The following is a 16,177-nucleotide window of genomic DNA, read 5'->3' on the forward strand; positions in this document are numbered from 1 at the left end:
CGCCGCCGCTTCGCCTCACGCTGATGCGCTGGCTCTGGTTCTGCCTGGGGGGGTTGATGGTGGCGCTGGGCGTCATCGGCGCGCTGCTGCCGGTGATGCCCACCACCATCTTCCTGATCCTGGCGGTGGGGTGCTTCGCGCGCAGCTCACCGCGCTTTGAACGCAGGCTGTTGGAGCATCCGCGCTACGGTCCGTCGCTGCGGGCCTGGCGCGAGCAGGGCGCGGTGAGCCGCAAAGGCAAGGCATTTGCCGCCGGCGGCATGGCCTTCGGCTTTGCGATGTTCTGCTGGGGGGCAAGGCCATCGTGGCCGTTGCTGCTGGGGGTGGGCGTGTTCTTCGCCGCAAGCGCGGCGTATGTGCTCTCACGCCCGACCCCGCTACCGTAGAGCCACGCCCTGCGTGGCTGCTCTCCGCTCCGGCACTGCGCAGCCACGCAGGGCGTGGCTCTACCGGGCTCGGGCACTGCGCAGCCACGCAGGGCGTGGCTCTACCGGGTTCGGGCACTGCGCAGCCACGCAGGGCGTGGCTCTACCGGGTTCCGGCGCCGCGCAGGGTAGCCCCCGACCGTGGGTCGGGGGCCCCGGAACCTTCTACAACAACGGCACCAGCAACAGCGCCACGATGTTGATGATCTTGATCAGCGGATTGATCGCCGGGCCGGCGGTGTCCTTGTAGGGATCGCCGACGGTATCGCCGGTGACCGCCGCCTTGTGCGCCTCGCTGCCCTTGCCGCCGAAGTGGCCGTCCTCGATGTACTTCTTGGCGTTGTCCCAGGCACCGCCGCCGGTGGTCATCGAAATCGCCACGAACAGGCCGGTGACGATGGTGCCGATCAGCAGCCCACCCAGCGCGCGCGGCCCGAGCAGCAGGCCGACCACCACCGGTACTGCCACGGGCAGCAGCGAGGGCACGATCATTTCGCGGATAGCCGAGCGGGTCAGCATGTCCACCGCGCGGTCGTACTGCGGCTTGCCGGTGCCCTCCATGATGCCGGGGATCTCGCGGAACTGTCGGCGTACTTCTTCCACCACCGCACCGGCCGCCCGGCCCACGGCCTCCATCGCCATCGCGCCGAACAGGTACGGAATCAGGCCGCCGATCAGCAGGCCGATGATCACCGTGTGGTCGGAAAGGTCGAAGGCGAAGACCTCTCCGGGATTGGCCGCCTGCAGGTTGTGGGTGTAGTCGGCGAACAGCACCAGCGCGGCCAGTGCGGCCGAACCGATCGCGTAACCCTTCGTCACTGCCTTGGTGGTGTTGCCTACGGCATCAAGCGGATCGGTGATCTCGCGGATCTCCGGGGGCAGCTCGGCCATTTCGGCAATGCCGCCGGCGTTGTCGGTGATCGGCCCGTACGCGTCCAGCGCCACGATCATGCCGGCCATCGACAGCATCGCGGTGGCGGCGATGGCGATGCCATACAACCCGCCGTGGAAGTGTGCCAGCCAGATCGCCGCGCACACCGCGATCACCGGCAGCGCGGTGGACTTCATCGACACGCCCAGGCCGGCGATGATGTTGGTGCCGTGCCCGGTGGTGGAGGCCTGCGCCACGTGCTGCACCGGCTTGTACTGCGTGCCGGTGTAGTACTCGGTGATCCACACGATCAACCCCGTCAGGACCAGCCCGATCAGCGCGCAGATGTACAGGTTCAAGGCGCCATGCGCATTGTCCGGCATGAGCTGCAGGGTGATCGGATAGAACGCGATCGCGGCCAGCACGCCCGAGACGATCACGCCCTTGTACAGCGCGCCCATGATGGACCCGCCGGGCTTCACCTTGACGAACAGCGCGCCGATGATCGAGGCGATGATCGATACGCCGCCCAGCACCAGCGGGTACAGGATCGCGTTGCGGCCCGCTTCGGCGATCATCAGGCTGCCGAGCAGCATCGTGGCGATCACCGTCACCGCGTAGGTCTCGAACAGGTCGGCGGCCATGCCGGCGCAGTCACCGACGTTGTCGCCCACGTTGTCGGCAATCACCGCCGGGTTGCGCGGGTCATCCTCGGGAATGCCGGCTTCGACCTTGCCCACCAGGTCGGCACCCACGTCGGCGCCCTTGGTGAAGATGCCGCCGCCCAGGCGCGCGAAGATCGAGATCAGCGACGAACCGAACGCCAGCCCGACCAGGGCGTGCAGCGCCTCCGCCGTCTCCAGGCCCAGCCGCAGCAGCAGCGCGTAGTAACCGGCCACCCCGAGCAGGCCCAGCCCGACCACCAGCATGCCGGTGATCGCGCCGCCGCGGAACGCCACGTCCATGGCCGCACTCAGGCCACGGCGTGCGGCCTCGGCGGTGCGCACGTTGGCGCGCACCGACACGTTCATGCCGATGTACCCGGCCGCGCCGGACAGCACCGCACCGATGGCGAAACCGATCGCCGTGTACCAGCTCAGGAAGATGCCGACGAGCACGAACAGCACCACGCCGGCGATGCCGATGGTGAGGTATTGACGGTTGAGGTAGGCGCGCGCGCCTTCCTGGATGGCGGCGGCGATTTCCTGCATGCGGGCATTGCCAGCCGGTTGCCGGAGGATCCAGCGTGCCGACACGATGCCGTAGAGAATCGCGAGAATGGCGCAGAACAGCGCCAGAGAAAGCCCATAACGTTCCAGCATGTCCCCTCCCGGGTGATGGATGGCATCCAGTTGACGGATGAACCTCACCACGCGGGGCACAACGGGCTGCAACTGTGGACCAACCCGTTCAGACCGTGCCCGGTCATCAAGCGTGTGGCTTTGTTCAGCAATCCCTGGTGGCCCGAGTATGCAGTGAAATGGAGCGAAACGACCATCTCACGTCGCCAGACAACCCACCCCGCGCCAAAGGCAACACGCGCGAGGGGTAGTGCCAGCTCATGGCGGGCAACCAGACACGTCCCACCCGGCGCGACGCCTTGCCACACCGTTCATCCACCCAATGCCAGCCTCCCAGCACCCAAACGGAGACTTATCCATGTCCCCACGCCACCTCATCCTGCTGGCCCTGCTGCCCACCCTCACCGCCACCGCGGCCGAGACCCCCGAGCTGCAGCGCGCGGTCGGTGCCCCCCAGGCCGTCAACGCCGCCCACACCCTGCGCCAGATCCCCGAGGCCTGCGCCCGCCTGGAAGGTGTGTTTACCGGTGACGCCGCGCAGCCCTACAGATTTGCCGTGGTGCGCACCAGCGAGCAGTGCCAGCCGCGCGCCCGCTTTGTCGATTACGACAAGGCACAGCCCAGTGAAGCCAAGGGCTGGAAACTCAACGACGTGATCCGGGTCCCCAGCGCTGCGTGTCCCGCGCAACAGGCCGTGGTCCGGGTCTGGCGGATGCCGGTCGCGCAGAAGACTGAACTCGACGGCCAGGGCCAGTCGCGCATCTACCTGGAAGACGCCAAGAAGCAGGCCGCCGCCGGCAAGATCGCGCAGGTACCGATGTTCGCGGCGAAGCTGACGGTGGAAGGGAAGGCGTGCCGGTGAATGGAATCCCCTGTGCGTAGGGACACCCCACGCGTGTCTGCTCTTCGTTCCGGGGTCATGAACGCCTGACGCACGGCTTCGGGAGGTCTGAACGTCGGTGGGGTGGAGGTTCACCGACGTTTGACCCGCGCGTCCCTCAGGCCTCGAACGCAGGCAGTTTTTTCTTCACCGCCACGTTCTTCAGCGTCACGTACTTCGGCAAGCCATCGCTGCCATAGGGCAACGGTGCCTCGCCCTTGATCAACGGCGACAGGTAGGCGCGCGCCTTGTCGGTGATGCCGAAGCCATCGCGGCGGATGAAGCCGGCCGGCATCTTCTTCTCATGGTTGGCCACCTTGTGCAGCGGCGCCGGTTCGATCTTCCAGCGATACGGCGCGTCGCTGCTGCGCACGATCACCGGCATCACCGCGTTCTGGCCCTTCAGCGCGTACTGCACGGCCGCCTTGCCGACCGCCTGCGCCTGTTCCCAGTCGGTCTTCGAGGCGATATGGCGTGCCGAGCGCTGCAGGTAGTCGGGCAGGGTCCAGTGCACCTTGTAGCCCAGCGCGTCCTTGACCCGGGCGGCCAGTTGCGAGGCCACGCCGCCAAGCTGGGTATGCCCGAACGAATCGGTGCCGCCGCCGGCATCGGCGACGAAGCGGCCATCGGCGGTCTGGATGCCTTCGGACGCCACCACCACGCAGTGGCCCACGCGGTCGACCACCTGCTTCACCTTGGCCAGGAACGCGGCCTCGTCATAGGCGCGCTCGGGCAGCAGGATGATGTGCGGGGCCTCGTCGGGGCCGTTCCCGGCCAACCCGGCGGCCGCGGCCAGCCAGCCGGCGTGGCGGCCCATGGCCTCGTAGACGAAGACCTTGGTGGAGGTTTCCGCCATGGCGGCCACGTCCAGGGCTGCCTCGCGCACCGACACCGCCGTGTACTTGGCCGCCGAACCGAAGCCGGGGCAGGTGTCGGTCACCGCCAGGTCGTTGTCGATGGTCTTGGGGACGCCGATGCAGGTCAGGTCGTAATCGAAGGCCTTGGCCAGCTGGGACACCTTCCACGCGGTGTCGGCCGAATCGTTGCCGCCGTTGTAGAGGAACCAGCGCACATCGTGGGCCCGCAGCACCGCGAGCAGGCGCTCGTAGCGGGCACGGTCGGCCTCCAGCGATTTGAGCTTGTAGCGGCAGGACCCGAAGGCGCCGCCGGGGGTGTGGGCCAGGGCCGCGATGGCGGCGGCCGACTCCTTCGAGGTGTCGATCAGCTCTTCCCGGAGCGCTCCCAGGATGCCGTTGCGCGCGGCCAAGACCTTGATTCCCTTGGCCCTGGCGGTACTGATCACCGCCGACGCGGTGGCATTGATGACGGCGGTGACGCCGCCTGACTGGGCGTAGAGGAGGGTACCTTTGGACATGGTGTGGCCTTGGTCTGGGGGAAGGACATTGCAGCGACATTACCGGTATGAGGTAAAGTGCGTGTATTGCGGTGCAGCGTGATTGTGGACAATCCCGGGGCGCGCGCCCTTCCGTTTTTTACCAAGTTGGAGTCAGGTTGATGCGATTGGTTCTGTTGGGACCGCCCGGTTCGGGCAAGGGGACGCAGGCGACGCGCCTGAAGGAACACTTCTCCATTGCGCACATTTCCACCGGTGACCTGCTGCGGGCCGAAGTGGCCGCCGGCACCGAGCTGGGCAAGCAGGCCAAGGCCGTGATGGACGCCGGCAACCTGGTGTCCGACGACATCCTGCTGGGCATGCTCGAGTCGCGCCTGGGCCAGGCCGACGTGGCCAAGGGCTTCATCCTCGATGGTTACCCGCGCAACGTGGCCCAGGCCAACGCGCTGGATACCGTGCTGGCCAAGATCGGCCAGCCGCTGGACGCCGTGGTGCAGCTGGATGTGCCGAGCGACCTGCTGGTCGAGCGCATTGCCGGCCGTGCGGCCGAGCAGGGCCGCGCCGATGACAGTCCCGAATCCGTGCGCCAGCGCCTGCAGGTCTACACCGACCAGACGGCGCCGGTGGTGGATTTCTATGCGGGTCGCGGCACCCTGGCACGCGTCAATGGCGTGGGCGGGCTGGAAGAAGTGGAAGCGCGCATCCACGCGGCGATCAAGGGCTGAAGTCCTTCAACCTACACACGCACGCCCGGTCCTGTTGGATCCGGGCGTGCGGTGTAAGGCGCCAGCGATCGGGCTTGCTCAGAGCCCCACAATATGAGCCCCCCTGGGGATGGCCTCTTGGGGAGTAGGACCGTCGGGGGTATTGCGGCTGGCGCTGTGAATTGTGTCCGTCTTCACAGTACATCGCTATCGGGGATTCCCTGACAGGGGAGCGCCATCGCATGCGCGCTGTCGCCCCACGGTTCGCTGCGCAAACCATGGGCCCCTTCTTATCAGCCTCCAGACCCCGCCGCTTCGCGGCGGCCCCCTGACTCAGGGGGCACGGTGCGCTACAGCCTCATCTCCCCAACGTGGTGGGCTTTGGGCGACAATCGGGTATGAGCACGATCCACATTCTTGGTATTGCCGGCACCTTCATGGGCGGCGTGGCCGCGTTGGCGCGGGAACTTGGGCATACGGTCCGCGGCAGCGACCAGGCGATCTATCCGCCGATGTCCACCCAGCTTGAACAGCTGGGGATTGCACTGGACCCGGGCTATCGGGCGGACAGCGTTGGCCGCGACTGCGACGAGGTGGTGGTCGGCAATGCGCTGTCGCGCGGCAATCCCGCCGTGGAAGCGGTGCTGGACGCTGGCCAGCGCTACATCTCCGGTGCGCAGTGGCTGTCCGAGCAGGTACTGCCCGGCCGCGACACGCTGGCCGTGGCCGGAACGCACGGCAAGACCACCACCACCACCATCCTCACCTGGCTGCTGCAGGCGGCCGGCCGTGAGCCTGGCTTCCTGATTGGCGGCGTCGCCGAGGATTTCGGCGTGTCCGCGCGGGTCGGGCAGGGCCGCGAATTCGTGGTCGAGGCCGACGAGTACGACACCGCCTTCTTCGACAAGCGCAGCAAGTTCGTGCACTACCGCCCATTGGTGGCGATCCTCAACAATCTTGAGTACGACCACGCCGACATCTTCCCGGACGTGGCCGCGATCCAGCGCCAGTTCCACCATCTGGTGCGCACCGTGCCCGCGCGCGGTCGCCTGATCGTCAACGGCGAAGACGCGTACCTGGCCGAGGTGCTGGCCATGGGCTGCTGGACGCCGGTGGAACGGTTCGGCTTCGATCCGTCGCTGGAATGGCACGCCGAACTGGTGAATGCCGATGGCAGTGCCTTCATCGTGCATCACCGCGGCGTGGCCCTGGGCGAAGTGCGCTGGTCGCTGCTGGGCCGCCACAACGTGCTCAATGGCCTGGCCGCGCTGGCGGCGGCGCATGCGGTGGGCGTGGACCCGGCCACGGTGATGCCGGCACTGGCCACCTTCCGCAGCGTCAAACGCCGGCTGGAGGTGATCGGTACCGCCGCCGACATCACCGTGTACGACGACTTCGCCCATCACCCCACCGCGATCCGCACCACGCTGGAAGGCCTGCGCGCGAAGGTGGGGGCGCGTCGTATCGTGGTGGCGATGGAGCCGCGCAGCAACTCGATGCGGCTGGGCGCGCATGCCGACGCGCTTGCGCCGTCGCTGGCGCTGGCCGACGCGGTGGTGTTCCTGCACCGCCCCGAGCTGGCCTGGGATGCGGCCGGCGTGATTGCCGCGGTGCGCGGGCAGGCGCATGCCGTCCCCGATACCGACGCGCTGCTTGCACAGCTGGGGCAGGTCGCACAGCCGGGCGACCAGGTGGTGTTCATGTCCAACGGTGGCTTCGACGGCGCGCCGCGTCGCTTCTTGGCCCAGCTGCAGCAGGCCTGATGGCCATGACCGATTCCACCTTCACCCTGCCGTTGTTCCCGCTGCACGCGGTGCTGCTGCCCGGTGCCGCGCTCGGCCTGCGGGTGTTTGAACGCCGCTACCTGGACATGCTGCGCGAGTGCAGCCGGCAGGACATCCCGTTCGGGGTCTGCCTGATCCTGGAAGGCAATGAGGTGGGCGCGCCGGCGACACCGGCGGCGCACGGGGTGGAGGCGCGCATCGATGATTTCGACATGGGCGCCGATGGCGTGCTGGTGCTGCGGCTGCGCGGCCACCGCCGTTTCCATGTACGCCAGGTGCGGGTCCGCGACAACGGCCTGATCATGGCCGAGGTCGAATGGGCGCTGCCGGACCCTGACGACGAGCTGCGGCCGGAGCATGCGTTGCTGGCCACCGTGCTGAGCCACATCATCGAACAGGCGGGCAGTGCATTCGCCCCGACCCATCCGGCGCAGCTGGACGAGGCGGCGTGGGTGGGCTGGCGGTTGGCCGAGCTGCTGCCGCTGGAAGAATCGCAGCGGCTGCAGCTGCTGCAGCACGACGACCCGCACCAGCGTCTGGACGACCTGCTGCGCTGGATCCCGGCAAACTCGACCCGCATCGACGAAAACTGGTGATGCGCCACCCGGTCGATCACGACCGGGTCGACCATACCTGCTAAATCACAACCGAGTCGCCCCCCGGTAGATCACGGCCGTTGGTCGTGATGCCTCAATATGTCCTGACCCGCAACACCGGCATGCCGGTTTCCGGATGCGTTTCCACCTGCTGCGGCAGCCCCTCCAGCGCATCGCGCACCGCCTTCAGCGACGGATCGATGCCGCGCATAGGCCGCCACATGCCAATCAGGTGGAAGTGCTGCTGGTAGTGCAATGTCTGTGCGCTGCCCAGCCACAGCGGTTGGTCGCCGGGCTGCAGCTGCGCGGGCGCAGGCCACAGGCGCAACGCGAAGATCTCGTTGGGGGCGTTGCCCGCGCGCAGCAACAGCATCGATTCGACCTGGGTATCCAGCGTAGCGGGCAGTACCGGCACTTCGTCCGGCGTGGCCGACTTGTCCAGCATCAGCAGCGCCTGCTCCCAGCCGGCCTGCGGCTGCACGCGCCAGCCCTGGCTTTCCAGGCGCTGCCGCAGTGGCTCGAGCGGCCCGGCCACCTGCACATCCAGCGGCCAGCGCTGGTCATCGTCGAATTCATTGCGGCGCGACGGCAGCTCGCGCCACTGCTCGCCCCACCACGCCTGCGCGGCTACATTGACCGGCGCCGGCTGGGCCGGCTCGAACCGCTCCAGCTTCACGGCGATGTTGCGCGGCGCATACCACAGCGCCGCCACGGCGAACGTGCCGTAGAACAGCCACGACACTGGCTTGACCCAGAACGAGCGGTTGAAGCGGCGGCGGTAGGCGATGCCCAGCACCAGCAGCCAGAAGATGCCGAACAGCATGCCGCCGATCACATCGCTCAGCCAGTGCGCGCCGAGGTACAGGCGGGCAAAGCCGATCAGGCTGACGATGATGCCCGACAGCAGGTACGGCCAGACGCGCGTACGGCCGGGCAGCTCGCGGGCGATCAGCACCGCGAAGAAGCCGAACGTGATGGTGGCCATGGTCACCGACACCGACGGGAAGCCGAAGCCGCTGCTCGCATCCGGCGGGCGCACCACGTGCACGGTGGCACCCAGCAGCTTGGTCAGCGCCAGCCCGAAGGCCAGCGCGGCCAGCCAGTGTGCGGCCGCCATCCAGCGCCGGCGCCAGATCAGGTAGCCCATGGTCACCGCAGTGGCCGGCATCAGCACCTGCCAGGCCCCCAGCGAGGCCAGCGCGGCCATCGGGTAGTCGGCCAGCGGATTGCGCAGCGCCAGCATCGCGTCATGTACGGCCAGGTCCAGCGTCAGCGGCTCGCCGTGCGCGACCACCGCCATCAGCAGCGCGAACCAGCACCAGCCGAGCAACAGCAGCATCAGTGCCAGCATCGCCAGCGGCACCGACTCGCGGCGCTGCGGATCGAAGACGGAGACCGAATAGCGGCCCAGGGTGGGATGGCGCTGCGACCAGCGCAGCAGGCTGGCCAGCCAGCTGTCCATGCGTGCGGCCGACCAGCGGTAGCCGTACAGCACGATGGCCCAGACCACGCCCATGACCACGCCGACCAGGGCCAGCACCATCACCAGCCGCCCGGCCACCGCCGCCACGGCGTCGTAGGCCTCGCCGAGCACCCAGCCCGGGGCCAGGAACAGCACGGCCCAGGACAGGCTGGCAATGGCGCTGGCCTGCACGTAGCGCATCGCAGGCATGTCCATCATGCCGGCGATGGCGGGCACGAACGGGCGGATCGCGCCGACGTAACGGGCCACCAGGATGCTCTTGAAGGCATTGCGGCGGAACATCGTCTCGCCACGGTCGAGCAGTTGCGGGTAGCGGCTGAAGGGCCACACCCCGCGCAGCCGGTCACCCCAGCGGCGGCCGATCCAGTAGCTGATGCCGTCGCCGGCGAAGGCGCCCAGCGCCGCGCACGCCACCGCATACGGCCCTGAGATCTGGCCCAGGCCGATGAATACGCCCACTGCGAACAACAGGGGCAGGGCAGGCACGATGGCACCCAGCACGATCACCGCATCGCAGAAGGCGATGAGGAAGATGACCGCGCCGGCAAGCACCGGGTGAGCTGAGATCCACGCAAGCGTGGCATCGATCCATGACGAGTCCATCGGTCGATTATAGGGGGAGCAAAGTGACTGACTGCCGGCCAGCAGCGGTCAATGTGCGGCATCTGTCGTCAATGAACGTGATCTGCCGCCTAGAATGGCGACCATGAATCGCCCGCTCCCGCCCGCCGCACACGCCCTGAAGGCCGACAGCTTCGGCCGCATCCTGTTGATGGAGCAGGACGGCCAGCGCTTCGTCCGCCGCGATCTGGGCGCCACGCCGTGGTGGTTGCGGCTGCCGGCGTGGTGGCTGGCCCGGCGCGAAGCGCGCGCGCTGGCGCATCTGGATGGCATGGCCGACACCCCTTCGCTGTTGGCCTGGAACGGCCGCTGGCTGGACCGCAGCTACATGGCCGGCGACGCCATGTACCAGCGCCCGCCGCGCGGCGACCTGGCCTACTTCCGCGCCGCGCGCCGCCTGCTGCAACGCGTGCACCGCCACGGCATCGCGCACAACGACCTGGCCAAGGAGGCCAACTGGCTGGTTCGCGAGGACGGCTCACCGGCGCTGATCGATTTCCAGCTGGCGGTGATCGGCAACCCGCGCTCGCGCTGGATGCGCCTGCTGGCACGGGAAGACCTGCGCCACCTGCTCAAGCACAAGCGCATGTACTGCCGCGAGTCGCTGACCCCGGTCGAGAAGCGCCTGCTCAAGCGGCATTCGTGGGTGCGCGACCTGTGGTTCCGTACGGGCAAGCCGGTGTACCGGTTCGTGACCCGGAAGATCCTGCATTGGGAAGACAACGAGGGGCAGGGGCCGAAGCCGTGATCGGGTGGATCAACCAGCCGGCAGCGCTTCGTTCGGGGGCATGAACGCCTGACGGGCGCGGCATAATGCGTTCCTACGTCCCGAGGAATTCCAGATGGCCAGTCTGCAAGGCAAGACCCTGTTCATTACCGGCGCTTCGCGCGGGATCGGTCTGGCCATCGCCCTGCGCGCGGCGCGCGATGGCGCCAACGTGGCCATCGCGGCGAAGTCATCGGTGCCCAATCCCAAACTGCCAGGCACCATCCACAGCGCGGCTGAGGCCGTCACCGCTGCGGGCGGCCAGGCGCTGGCGCTGAAGTGCGACATCCGCGAGGAAGACCAGGTACGCGCGGCCGTGTCCGCTGCGGTGGATACCTTTGGTGGCATCGACATCCTGGTCAACAACGCCAGCGCGATCTGGCTGCGCGGCACGCTGGATACGCCGATGAAACGCTTCGACCTGATGCAGCAGGTCAATTCGCGCGGCAGCTTCCTGTGCGCGCAGGCCTGCCTGCCGCACCTGCTGCAGGCGCCCAACCCGCACATCCTGACCCTGGCGCCGCCGCCGAGCCTGGACCCGAAGTGGTGGGCGCCGCACACCGGTTACACGCTGGCCAAGATGGGCATGAGCTTCGTTACGCTGGGCCTGGCCGCGGAATTCGGGCCGCAGGGCGTGGCGGTCAATGCGCTGTGGCCGCGTACGGTCATCGCTACTGACGCCATCAACATGATTCCAGGCGTGGATATCGGCGGCTGCCGCACGCCGGAGATCCTAGCCGACGCCGCGCACGCCGTGCTCACGCGGGATGCGGCCGGTTTCAGCGGGCAGTTCCTGCTCGATGACGAGGTATTGGCGCAGGCCGGTATCACCGACCTCAGCGGCTATGCGGTGGATCCGTCGCGCCCGTTGATGCCCGACCTGTTCCTGTGACCTGCGCGCGGCGACCGGCATCGCCGTGGGCTGCTAGAATCACGTCTCTGGAAACGTTTTCAACACGGAGATGTTGATGAAGCACGTGGTATCTGCGGCCGTGCTGGCCGCTTCGATCGCCCTGGCCCTGGCGGCCTGCGGCGACAAATCCCCGGCCAAGGCCGATCCTGCCGCCGAGGCGGCTGCCGGGCAGTTGGACGCGCAGCAGTCGTTGACGGTCAAGCTCAACGACTACATCGACTGCTACAACAGCATGGATGCCAACCTGCATCGCGGCATCGCGCTGTATACCGATTGGATCAAGGACGTGAACGTCGGTCCGACCGGGCGCGAATCGCGCGGGTACGGCCCGACGGTGGTGGACGACTTCCGGCTGAAGCAGTGCGACGAAAGCATCGCGCGCGCGCTGGCTGCCGAGCCGAAGCTGCCGGCACTGGATGCCGCCGCCAAGGACTACCTGGCACAACTGCACGCGATGGCGCCGTTGGCCAAGGACGCGCACGACTATTACGACCGTGAGGATTTCCAGGACGACGGCTTCGCCAAGGGCAAGCAGATGCATGCGCCGCTGATGGCCGCGCTGACCGCCTTCGTCACGGCGAGCGAGACCTTCAGCGACGCGCTGGAGAAGCAGAACGACCAGGCCCAGCGCGAGCAGTTGGCCGCGTTGGAGAAGGCCGAAGGGCGCACGATGGAGTTCTATCGCCTGTCGATGATGCTCGAAGCCAAGACGCTGGTGGAGACGATGGGCGAGGATGGCTTCGACGTGGCCGAAGGCGCCGAGCGGGTTGCGGCGTTCAACGCGATCTCCGACGAGGCGCATGCCAAGGTCAAGCCGGCGCAGAACGACACCAAGTGGTCCACGTTCGAGATGTCGGCCGAGCAGTTCCGTCGCGAGAGCAAGGAACGGCTGGCGCGCGTGCGTGACAAGACCCCGTACAGCAAGCTGGAAACCCAGTGGCTGGATCACCCGACCCTGGCCCCCAGCGGCTCGCCGCTGAGGCTGTTGAACAGGTACAACGACCTCGTCCAACGCAGCAACCTGCTGTAAGCCTATCGGGCAGACACGCATGGCGTGTCCCTACGTGTTGAACGTCTCCGGCAACCCATGCCCACACCGCCGGCAATGCTTCGCATCCGGCTCATGCCCTTCCAGGCCGCACTTCGGGCAGCCGCGCGCATCGCGGCGCGCGGCCAGATCGGCATCGCGCATGGTGCTGGCCAGCTCGGCGGTATAGATGCCGGTCGGCACGGCGATGATGCTGTAGCCGATCAGGATCAGCACCGAGGTGACGAAACGGCCCAGCACGGTCTGCGGCACGATGTCGCCGAAGCCCACCGTGGCCATGGTCACCACGGCCCAGTACATGCTGCTGGGAATGCTGGTGAAGCCGTGGTTGGGACCCTCGATCACGTACATCAGGGTGCCGGCGATGATCGTGATGGTGATCACCGTGAACAGGAACAGCAGGATCTTGCGCCGGCTGCGCCACAGCGACTCCATCAGCACGCCGCTTTCTTCGATGTAGCGGGTCAGCTTGAGGATGCGGAACACACGCAGGATGCGCAGCGCGCGCACCACCAGCAGGCTCTGCGCGCCGGGAATGAACAGCGACAGGTAGGTGGGCAGGATCGAGGCCACGTCGATGATGCCCCAGATGCTGAACGCATACCGGAGCGGGCGCTTGACCACCGCCAGGCGCAGCACGTATTCGGCGGTGAACAGCAGCGTGAAGCCCCACTCGACCACGTACAGCCAGTCGGCATGTTCGATGTGGAAGCGCTGAACGCTGTCGAACATCACCACCAGCACGCTGGCGATGATGGCGTAGACCAGCAGCAGGTCGAAATTGCGCGACGGCCGGGTGTCGTGGCGGTAGATGATGTCGAACCAGGTCCGGCGCCAGCCGGTCTCGGTGGCGGGATTGAGCTGGGGGGCACGGAAGGGTTGCATGGGCCGCATTGTGCCCCAGCCGGTGGAGGGGGAGAATGGACGCTTTCCCGGACCCCTGACCGCCATGACCGCCGCTGCCGCCGACCCGCTCCTGTCCTTGTCGCATTACTACCTGCCGGTCTACAAGCCGCGCCAGGTGGTGCTCGAACGCGGCCAGGGCGCCCGCGTCTGGGACAACCAGGGGCGCGAGTTCATCGACCTGGCCGCCGGCATCGCGGTGTGTGGCCTGGGCCACAACGATCCGGATCTGACGGCGGCGCTGATCGAGCAGGCCGGCAAGCTGTGGCACACCAGCAATGTGTTCTACAGCGAACCGCCGCTGCGCCTGGCCGAAGAGCTGGTGACCAGCTCGCGTTTCGCCGAGCGCGTGTTCCTGTGCAATTCCGGCGCCGAAGCCAATGAAGTGGCGATCAAGCTGGTGCGCAAGTGGGCATCCTCGCAGGGGCGCCCGGCGCACCAGCGCGTGATCGTCACCTTCCGCGGCAGCTTCCACGGCCGCACCCTGGCGGCGGTGACGGCCACTGCCCAGCCGAAATACCAGGAAGGCTACGAGCCGCTGCCCGGTGGCTTCCGCTACGTGGACTTCAACGACGAGGTGCAGCTGGAAACGGCGATGGCCGCCGGCGATGTGGCCGCGGTGATGCTGGAGCCGATCCAGGGCGAGGGCGGGGTGATGCCGGCCAAGCCGGGCTTCATGAAGCGCATCCGCGAGCTGTGCGACCAGCACAACGCGCTGATGGTGCTCGACGAGATCCAGGTCGGCATGGGCCGCACCGGCACGCTGTTCGCGCACTGGCAGGATGAGATCAAGCCGGACATCGTGACCCTGGCCAAGGCACTGGGCGGCGGCTTCCCGATCGGCGCGATGCTGGCCGGCCCCAAGGTCGCCGAGACCATGCAGTTCGGCGCGCACGGCACCACCTTCGGCGGCAACCCCCTGGCGGCCGCGGTGGCCCGGGTGGCGCTGCGCAAGCTGTCCTCGCCGGAGATCGCGCGCAACGTGAGCCGCCAGTCGCAGGCGTTGCGCGATGGGCTGGCGAAGATCAATGACGAGTTCAAGGTGTTCAGCCAGGTCCGCGGTCGTGGCCTGATGCTGGGCGCGGTGCTGGACAAGGATTTCGCCGGGCAGGCCGGCGCGATCCTGGATCATGCTGCCGAGCAGGGTCTGCTGACGTTGCAGGCGGGCCCGGATGTACTGCGCTTCGTGCCTGCGTTGAACATCACCGATGAAGAGATCGCGGAAGGGCTGAAGCGGCTTCGCGCGGCGGTGCAGTCGTTTATTGCGTCTCGCTGAGAAGGGCGTGGCGGTTGCGCAGGCGGGGTACCACCCACCCTCACGCCAACGCGTAGCGCCGCAGCACCTTCCCCACGCTGCGGCTGTCGCGCGCGGTTTCGGCGTGCAGGCCTGCCTGCCGTGCGCCGCGCACGTTGACGAACAAGTCATCCACGAACAGGGTATGGCCAGGCCGTGCGCCCAGCCGTTCAATCGCCTGCAGGTAGATCGCTGGATCGGGCTTGCGCCCACCCAGCTCGCCGCTGCACAGGATACGTCCCGCCAGCATCGGGGCCAGGCTGGGCAGGATGCGCGGTATCGTCTGCGCCATCAGTCCGCCATTGTTGGTGAGGATCGCGATCGGCAGGGTGCGTGCGATCTGCTGCACGCGCTCGATCACGCCTTCCTGCGGTGGTGACGCTGCAATCCGCGCCTGCTGCCACTGCGCCACGCTGACCGGCACGCCCAGGGCGTCGCCCAGCCGCTGCAGGTACACCGCGCTGTCCAGCCCGGCGTCGTGCTCCTGCTCCAGGCCACTGTCGAACAACGCGGCGTGCACCTCCGCCGGCGTGCGCCCGCAGGCAGCGGCCAGATGGCGCACGCGCAGGTGCCGGGCGTAGTTGACCAGCACGCCATCGAAATCCAGCAGCAGGCAGTCCAGGGCGACCGGCATTGATGAGCTCACGGGCAGCGCGATGGTCTACGGTAACGCAGTGCTGCCCTGCGCTGCGACATCCCGTCGCACCTCACCTGCGCCGACGCTGTCTAGAATCGCTGCGACCGCTTGATGGAGAACGCTGTGAAACTGCTTGCCCCCGTGTTGCTCGCCGGCCTGATGCTTGCCCCTGTCGCGCATGCCCGTGTGTGTGCGGTCAGCGTCGACAGCACCGACCAGATGCGCTTCAGCCAGAAGGAGATCAAGGTCGCGGCCGACTGCAGCCAGGTGAAGCTGACCCTGCGCCATACCGGCACGCTGGCGGCCACGGCGATGGGCCACAACTGGGTGCTGACGAAGACCACGGACTACCCACCGGTGGCGATGGCCGGCATGCGCATGACGCTGGCCGACAGCTACCTGCCGAAGAAGGACGCGCGCGTCCTGGCCCACACCGCCGTGATCGGTGGCGGCCAGAGCACCAGCGTGACCTTCGCGACGGCCGCGCTGCGCAAGGGCGGCGACTACACCTTCTTCTGCTCGTTCCCCGGCCATTTCGCATTGATGAAAGGCCGCTTTGTCTTCGGGTGAACCCCGGAGACAAAGCGGCCGGTAGGT

The 16,177-nt window shown here is 67.6% G+C and carries 15 protein-coding genes; 10 read left to right on the forward strand and 5 right to left on the reverse strand.

The window, feature by feature from the left end; translation table 11 throughout:
- Positions 1-23: 23 nt before the first annotated feature.
- Positions 24-386 carry a YbaN family protein gene (locus RT456_RS09805; RefSeq protein WP_313345778.1) on the forward strand — a complete coding sequence of 121 codons (363 nt, stop codon included), beginning with the start codon at positions 24-26 and terminating at the stop codon, positions 384-386.
- 204 nt (positions 387-590) lie between these two features.
- Here RT456_RS09805 and RT456_RS09810 read toward each other — a convergent pair whose 3' ends face one another.
- Positions 591-2,618, reverse strand: coding sequence for a sodium-translocating pyrophosphatase (locus RT456_RS09810; RefSeq protein WP_313345781.1), 2,028 nt, complete (start codon positions 2,616-2,618; stop codon positions 591-593).
- A gap of 301 nt (positions 2,619-2,919) precedes the next feature.
- On the opposite strand from RT456_RS09810, the gene RT456_RS09815 reads away from it, so the two are divergent.
- Positions 2,920-3,459, forward strand: a complete 540-nt coding sequence (locus RT456_RS09815; protein WP_313345784.1) for a hypothetical protein — start codon at positions 2,920-2,922, stop codon at positions 3,457-3,459.
- Between the two features lie 136 nt (positions 3,460-3,595).
- On the opposite strand, the gene RT456_RS09820 is transcribed toward RT456_RS09815, so the two are convergent.
- Entirely contained in the window at positions 3,596-4,852 is a 1,257-nt protein-coding gene (locus RT456_RS09820; protein ID WP_313345786.1) for a 6-phosphofructokinase, read from the reverse strand.
- Positions 4,853-4,992: 140 nt separating this feature from the next.
- On the opposite strand from RT456_RS09820, the gene RT456_RS09825 reads away from it, so the two are divergent.
- The 3 genes from RT456_RS09825 to RT456_RS09835 all read left to right on the forward strand — a co-directional run bounded on the left by RT456_RS09825 (position 4,993) and on the right by RT456_RS09835 (position 7,915).
- Positions 4,993-5,556 (forward strand): adenylate kinase, encoded by a 564-nt coding sequence (locus RT456_RS09825; protein WP_313345788.1) that lies wholly within the window; start codon positions 4,993-4,995, stop codon positions 5,554-5,556.
- Positions 5,557-5,933: 377 nt separating this feature from the next.
- A complete protein-coding gene (mpl, locus tag RT456_RS09830) occupies positions 5,934-7,298 on the forward strand; it encodes a UDP-N-acetylmuramate:L-alanyl-gamma-D-glutamyl-meso-diaminopimelate ligase (RefSeq protein WP_313345791.1) in 1,365 nt (454 codons plus the stop codon).
- Positions 7,298-7,915 (forward strand): LON peptidase substrate-binding domain-containing protein, encoded by a 618-nt coding sequence (locus RT456_RS09835; RefSeq protein WP_313345793.1) that lies wholly within the window; start codon positions 7,298-7,300, stop codon positions 7,913-7,915. Before mpl ends, RT456_RS09835 begins: the two co-directional genes overlap by 1 nt.
- Before the next feature lie 94 nt (positions 7,916-8,009).
- Here the strand turns inward: RT456_RS09835 and RT456_RS09840 are convergent, their stop codons facing one another.
- Complete coding sequence (locus tag RT456_RS09840) at positions 8,010-10,001, reverse strand: VTT domain-containing protein (RefSeq protein ID WP_313345795.1); 1,992 nt, start codon at positions 9,999-10,001, stop codon at positions 8,010-8,012.
- 103 nt (positions 10,002-10,104) lie between these two features.
- Here RT456_RS09840 and RT456_RS09845 point away from each other — a divergent pair, with 103 nt between their 5' ends.
- The 3 genes from RT456_RS09845 (at position 10,105) to RT456_RS09855 (ending at position 12,728) form a co-directional block, all read left to right on the forward strand.
- Positions 10,105-10,767, forward strand: a complete 663-nt coding sequence (locus RT456_RS09845) for a serine/threonine protein kinase (RefSeq protein WP_313345797.1) — start codon at positions 10,105-10,107, stop codon at positions 10,765-10,767.
- A gap of 94 nt (positions 10,768-10,861) precedes the next feature.
- The gene (locus tag RT456_RS09850; RefSeq protein ID WP_313345799.1) at positions 10,862-11,677 is read left to right on the forward strand and encodes an NAD(P)-dependent oxidoreductase; all 816 of its coding nucleotides are present in this window, start codon (positions 10,862-10,864) and stop codon (positions 11,675-11,677) included.
- A 76-nt stretch (positions 11,678-11,753) separates the two neighbouring features.
- Positions 11,754-12,728 carry a YiiG family protein gene (locus RT456_RS09855; RefSeq protein ID WP_313345802.1) on the forward strand — a complete coding sequence of 325 codons (975 nt, stop codon included), beginning with the start codon at positions 11,754-11,756 and terminating at the stop codon, positions 12,726-12,728.
- Between the two features lie 30 nt (positions 12,729-12,758).
- Here the strand turns inward: RT456_RS09855 and RT456_RS09860 are convergent, their stop codons facing one another.
- Positions 12,759-13,631, reverse strand: a complete 873-nt coding sequence (locus RT456_RS09860) for an ion transporter (protein ID WP_313345804.1) — start codon at positions 13,629-13,631, stop codon at positions 12,759-12,761.
- 64 nt (positions 13,632-13,695) lie between these two features.
- Between RT456_RS09860 and RT456_RS09865 the strand changes: the two genes are divergently transcribed.
- Positions 13,696-14,925, forward strand: coding sequence for an acetylornithine transaminase (locus RT456_RS09865; protein ID WP_313345807.1), 1,230 nt, complete (start codon positions 13,696-13,698; stop codon positions 14,923-14,925).
- Positions 14,926-14,965: 40 nt separating this feature from the next.
- Here the strand turns inward: RT456_RS09865 and RT456_RS09870 are convergent, their stop codons facing one another.
- Positions 14,966-15,577 (reverse strand): HAD-IA family hydrolase, encoded by a 612-nt coding sequence (locus RT456_RS09870; protein ID WP_313345809.1) that lies wholly within the window; start codon positions 15,575-15,577, stop codon positions 14,966-14,968.
- 114 nt (positions 15,578-15,691) lie between these two features.
- Between RT456_RS09870 and azu the strand changes: the two genes are divergently transcribed.
- Positions 15,692-16,150: an azurin gene (gene azu / locus RT456_RS09875; protein ID WP_313345812.1), complete on the forward strand. Its 459-nt coding sequence runs from the start codon at positions 15,692-15,694 to the stop codon at positions 16,148-16,150.
- Positions 16,151-16,177 lie beyond the last annotated feature (27 nt).

The sequence above is a fragment of the Stenotrophomonas sp. genome (assembly GCF_032099025.1).
GTDB lineage: Bacteria > Pseudomonadota > Gammaproteobacteria > Xanthomonadales > Xanthomonadaceae > Stenotrophomonas.

Excerpts from the sequence above, each read along its gene's own strand:
- RT456_RS09840 (WP_313345795.1), bottom strand. The coding sequence starts at position 10,001 with ATGGACTCGTCATGGATCGATGCCACGCTTGCGTGGATCTCAGCTCAC.
- RT456_RS09835 (WP_313345793.1), top strand. The coding sequence starts at position 7,298 with ATGGCCATGACCGATTCCACCTTCACCCTGCCGTTGTTCCCGCTGCAC.
- RT456_RS09860 (WP_313345804.1), bottom strand. The coding sequence starts at position 13,631 with ATGCAACCCTTCCGTGCCCCCCAGCTCAATCCCGCCACCGAGACCGGC.
- mpl (WP_313345791.1), top strand. The coding sequence starts at position 5,934 with ATGAGCACGATCCACATTCTTGGTATTGCCGGCACCTTCATGGGCGGC.
- RT456_RS09815 (WP_313345784.1), top strand. The coding sequence starts at position 2,920 with ATGCCAGCCTCCCAGCACCCAAACGGAGACTTATCCATGTCCCCACGC.
- RT456_RS09805 (WP_313345778.1), top strand. The coding sequence starts at position 24 with ATGCGCTGGCTCTGGTTCTGCCTGGGGGGGTTGATGGTGGCGCTGGGC.
- RT456_RS09845 (WP_313345797.1), top strand. The coding sequence starts at position 10,105 with ATGAATCGCCCGCTCCCGCCCGCCGCACACGCCCTGAAGGCCGACAGC.
- RT456_RS09850 (WP_313345799.1), top strand. The coding sequence starts at position 10,862 with ATGGCCAGTCTGCAAGGCAAGACCCTGTTCATTACCGGCGCTTCGCGC.
- RT456_RS09825 (WP_313345788.1), top strand. The coding sequence starts at position 4,993 with ATGCGATTGGTTCTGTTGGGACCGCCCGGTTCGGGCAAGGGGACGCAG.
- RT456_RS09820 (WP_313345786.1), bottom strand. The coding sequence starts at position 4,852 with ATGTCCAAAGGTACCCTCCTCTACGCCCAGTCAGGCGGCGTCACCGCC.
- azu (WP_313345812.1), top strand. The coding sequence starts at position 15,692 with ATGGAGAACGCTGTGAAACTGCTTGCCCCCGTGTTGCTCGCCGGCCTG.
- RT456_RS09870 (WP_313345809.1), bottom strand. The coding sequence starts at position 15,577 with ATGCCGGTCGCCCTGGACTGCCTGCTGCTGGATTTCGATGGCGTGCTG.
- RT456_RS09855 (WP_313345802.1), top strand. The coding sequence starts at position 11,754 with ATGAAGCACGTGGTATCTGCGGCCGTGCTGGCCGCTTCGATCGCCCTG.
- RT456_RS09865 (WP_313345807.1), top strand. The coding sequence starts at position 13,696 with ATGACCGCCGCTGCCGCCGACCCGCTCCTGTCCTTGTCGCATTACTAC.
- RT456_RS09810 (WP_313345781.1), bottom strand. The coding sequence starts at position 2,618 with ATGCTGGAACGTTATGGGCTTTCTCTGGCGCTGTTCTGCGCCATTCTC.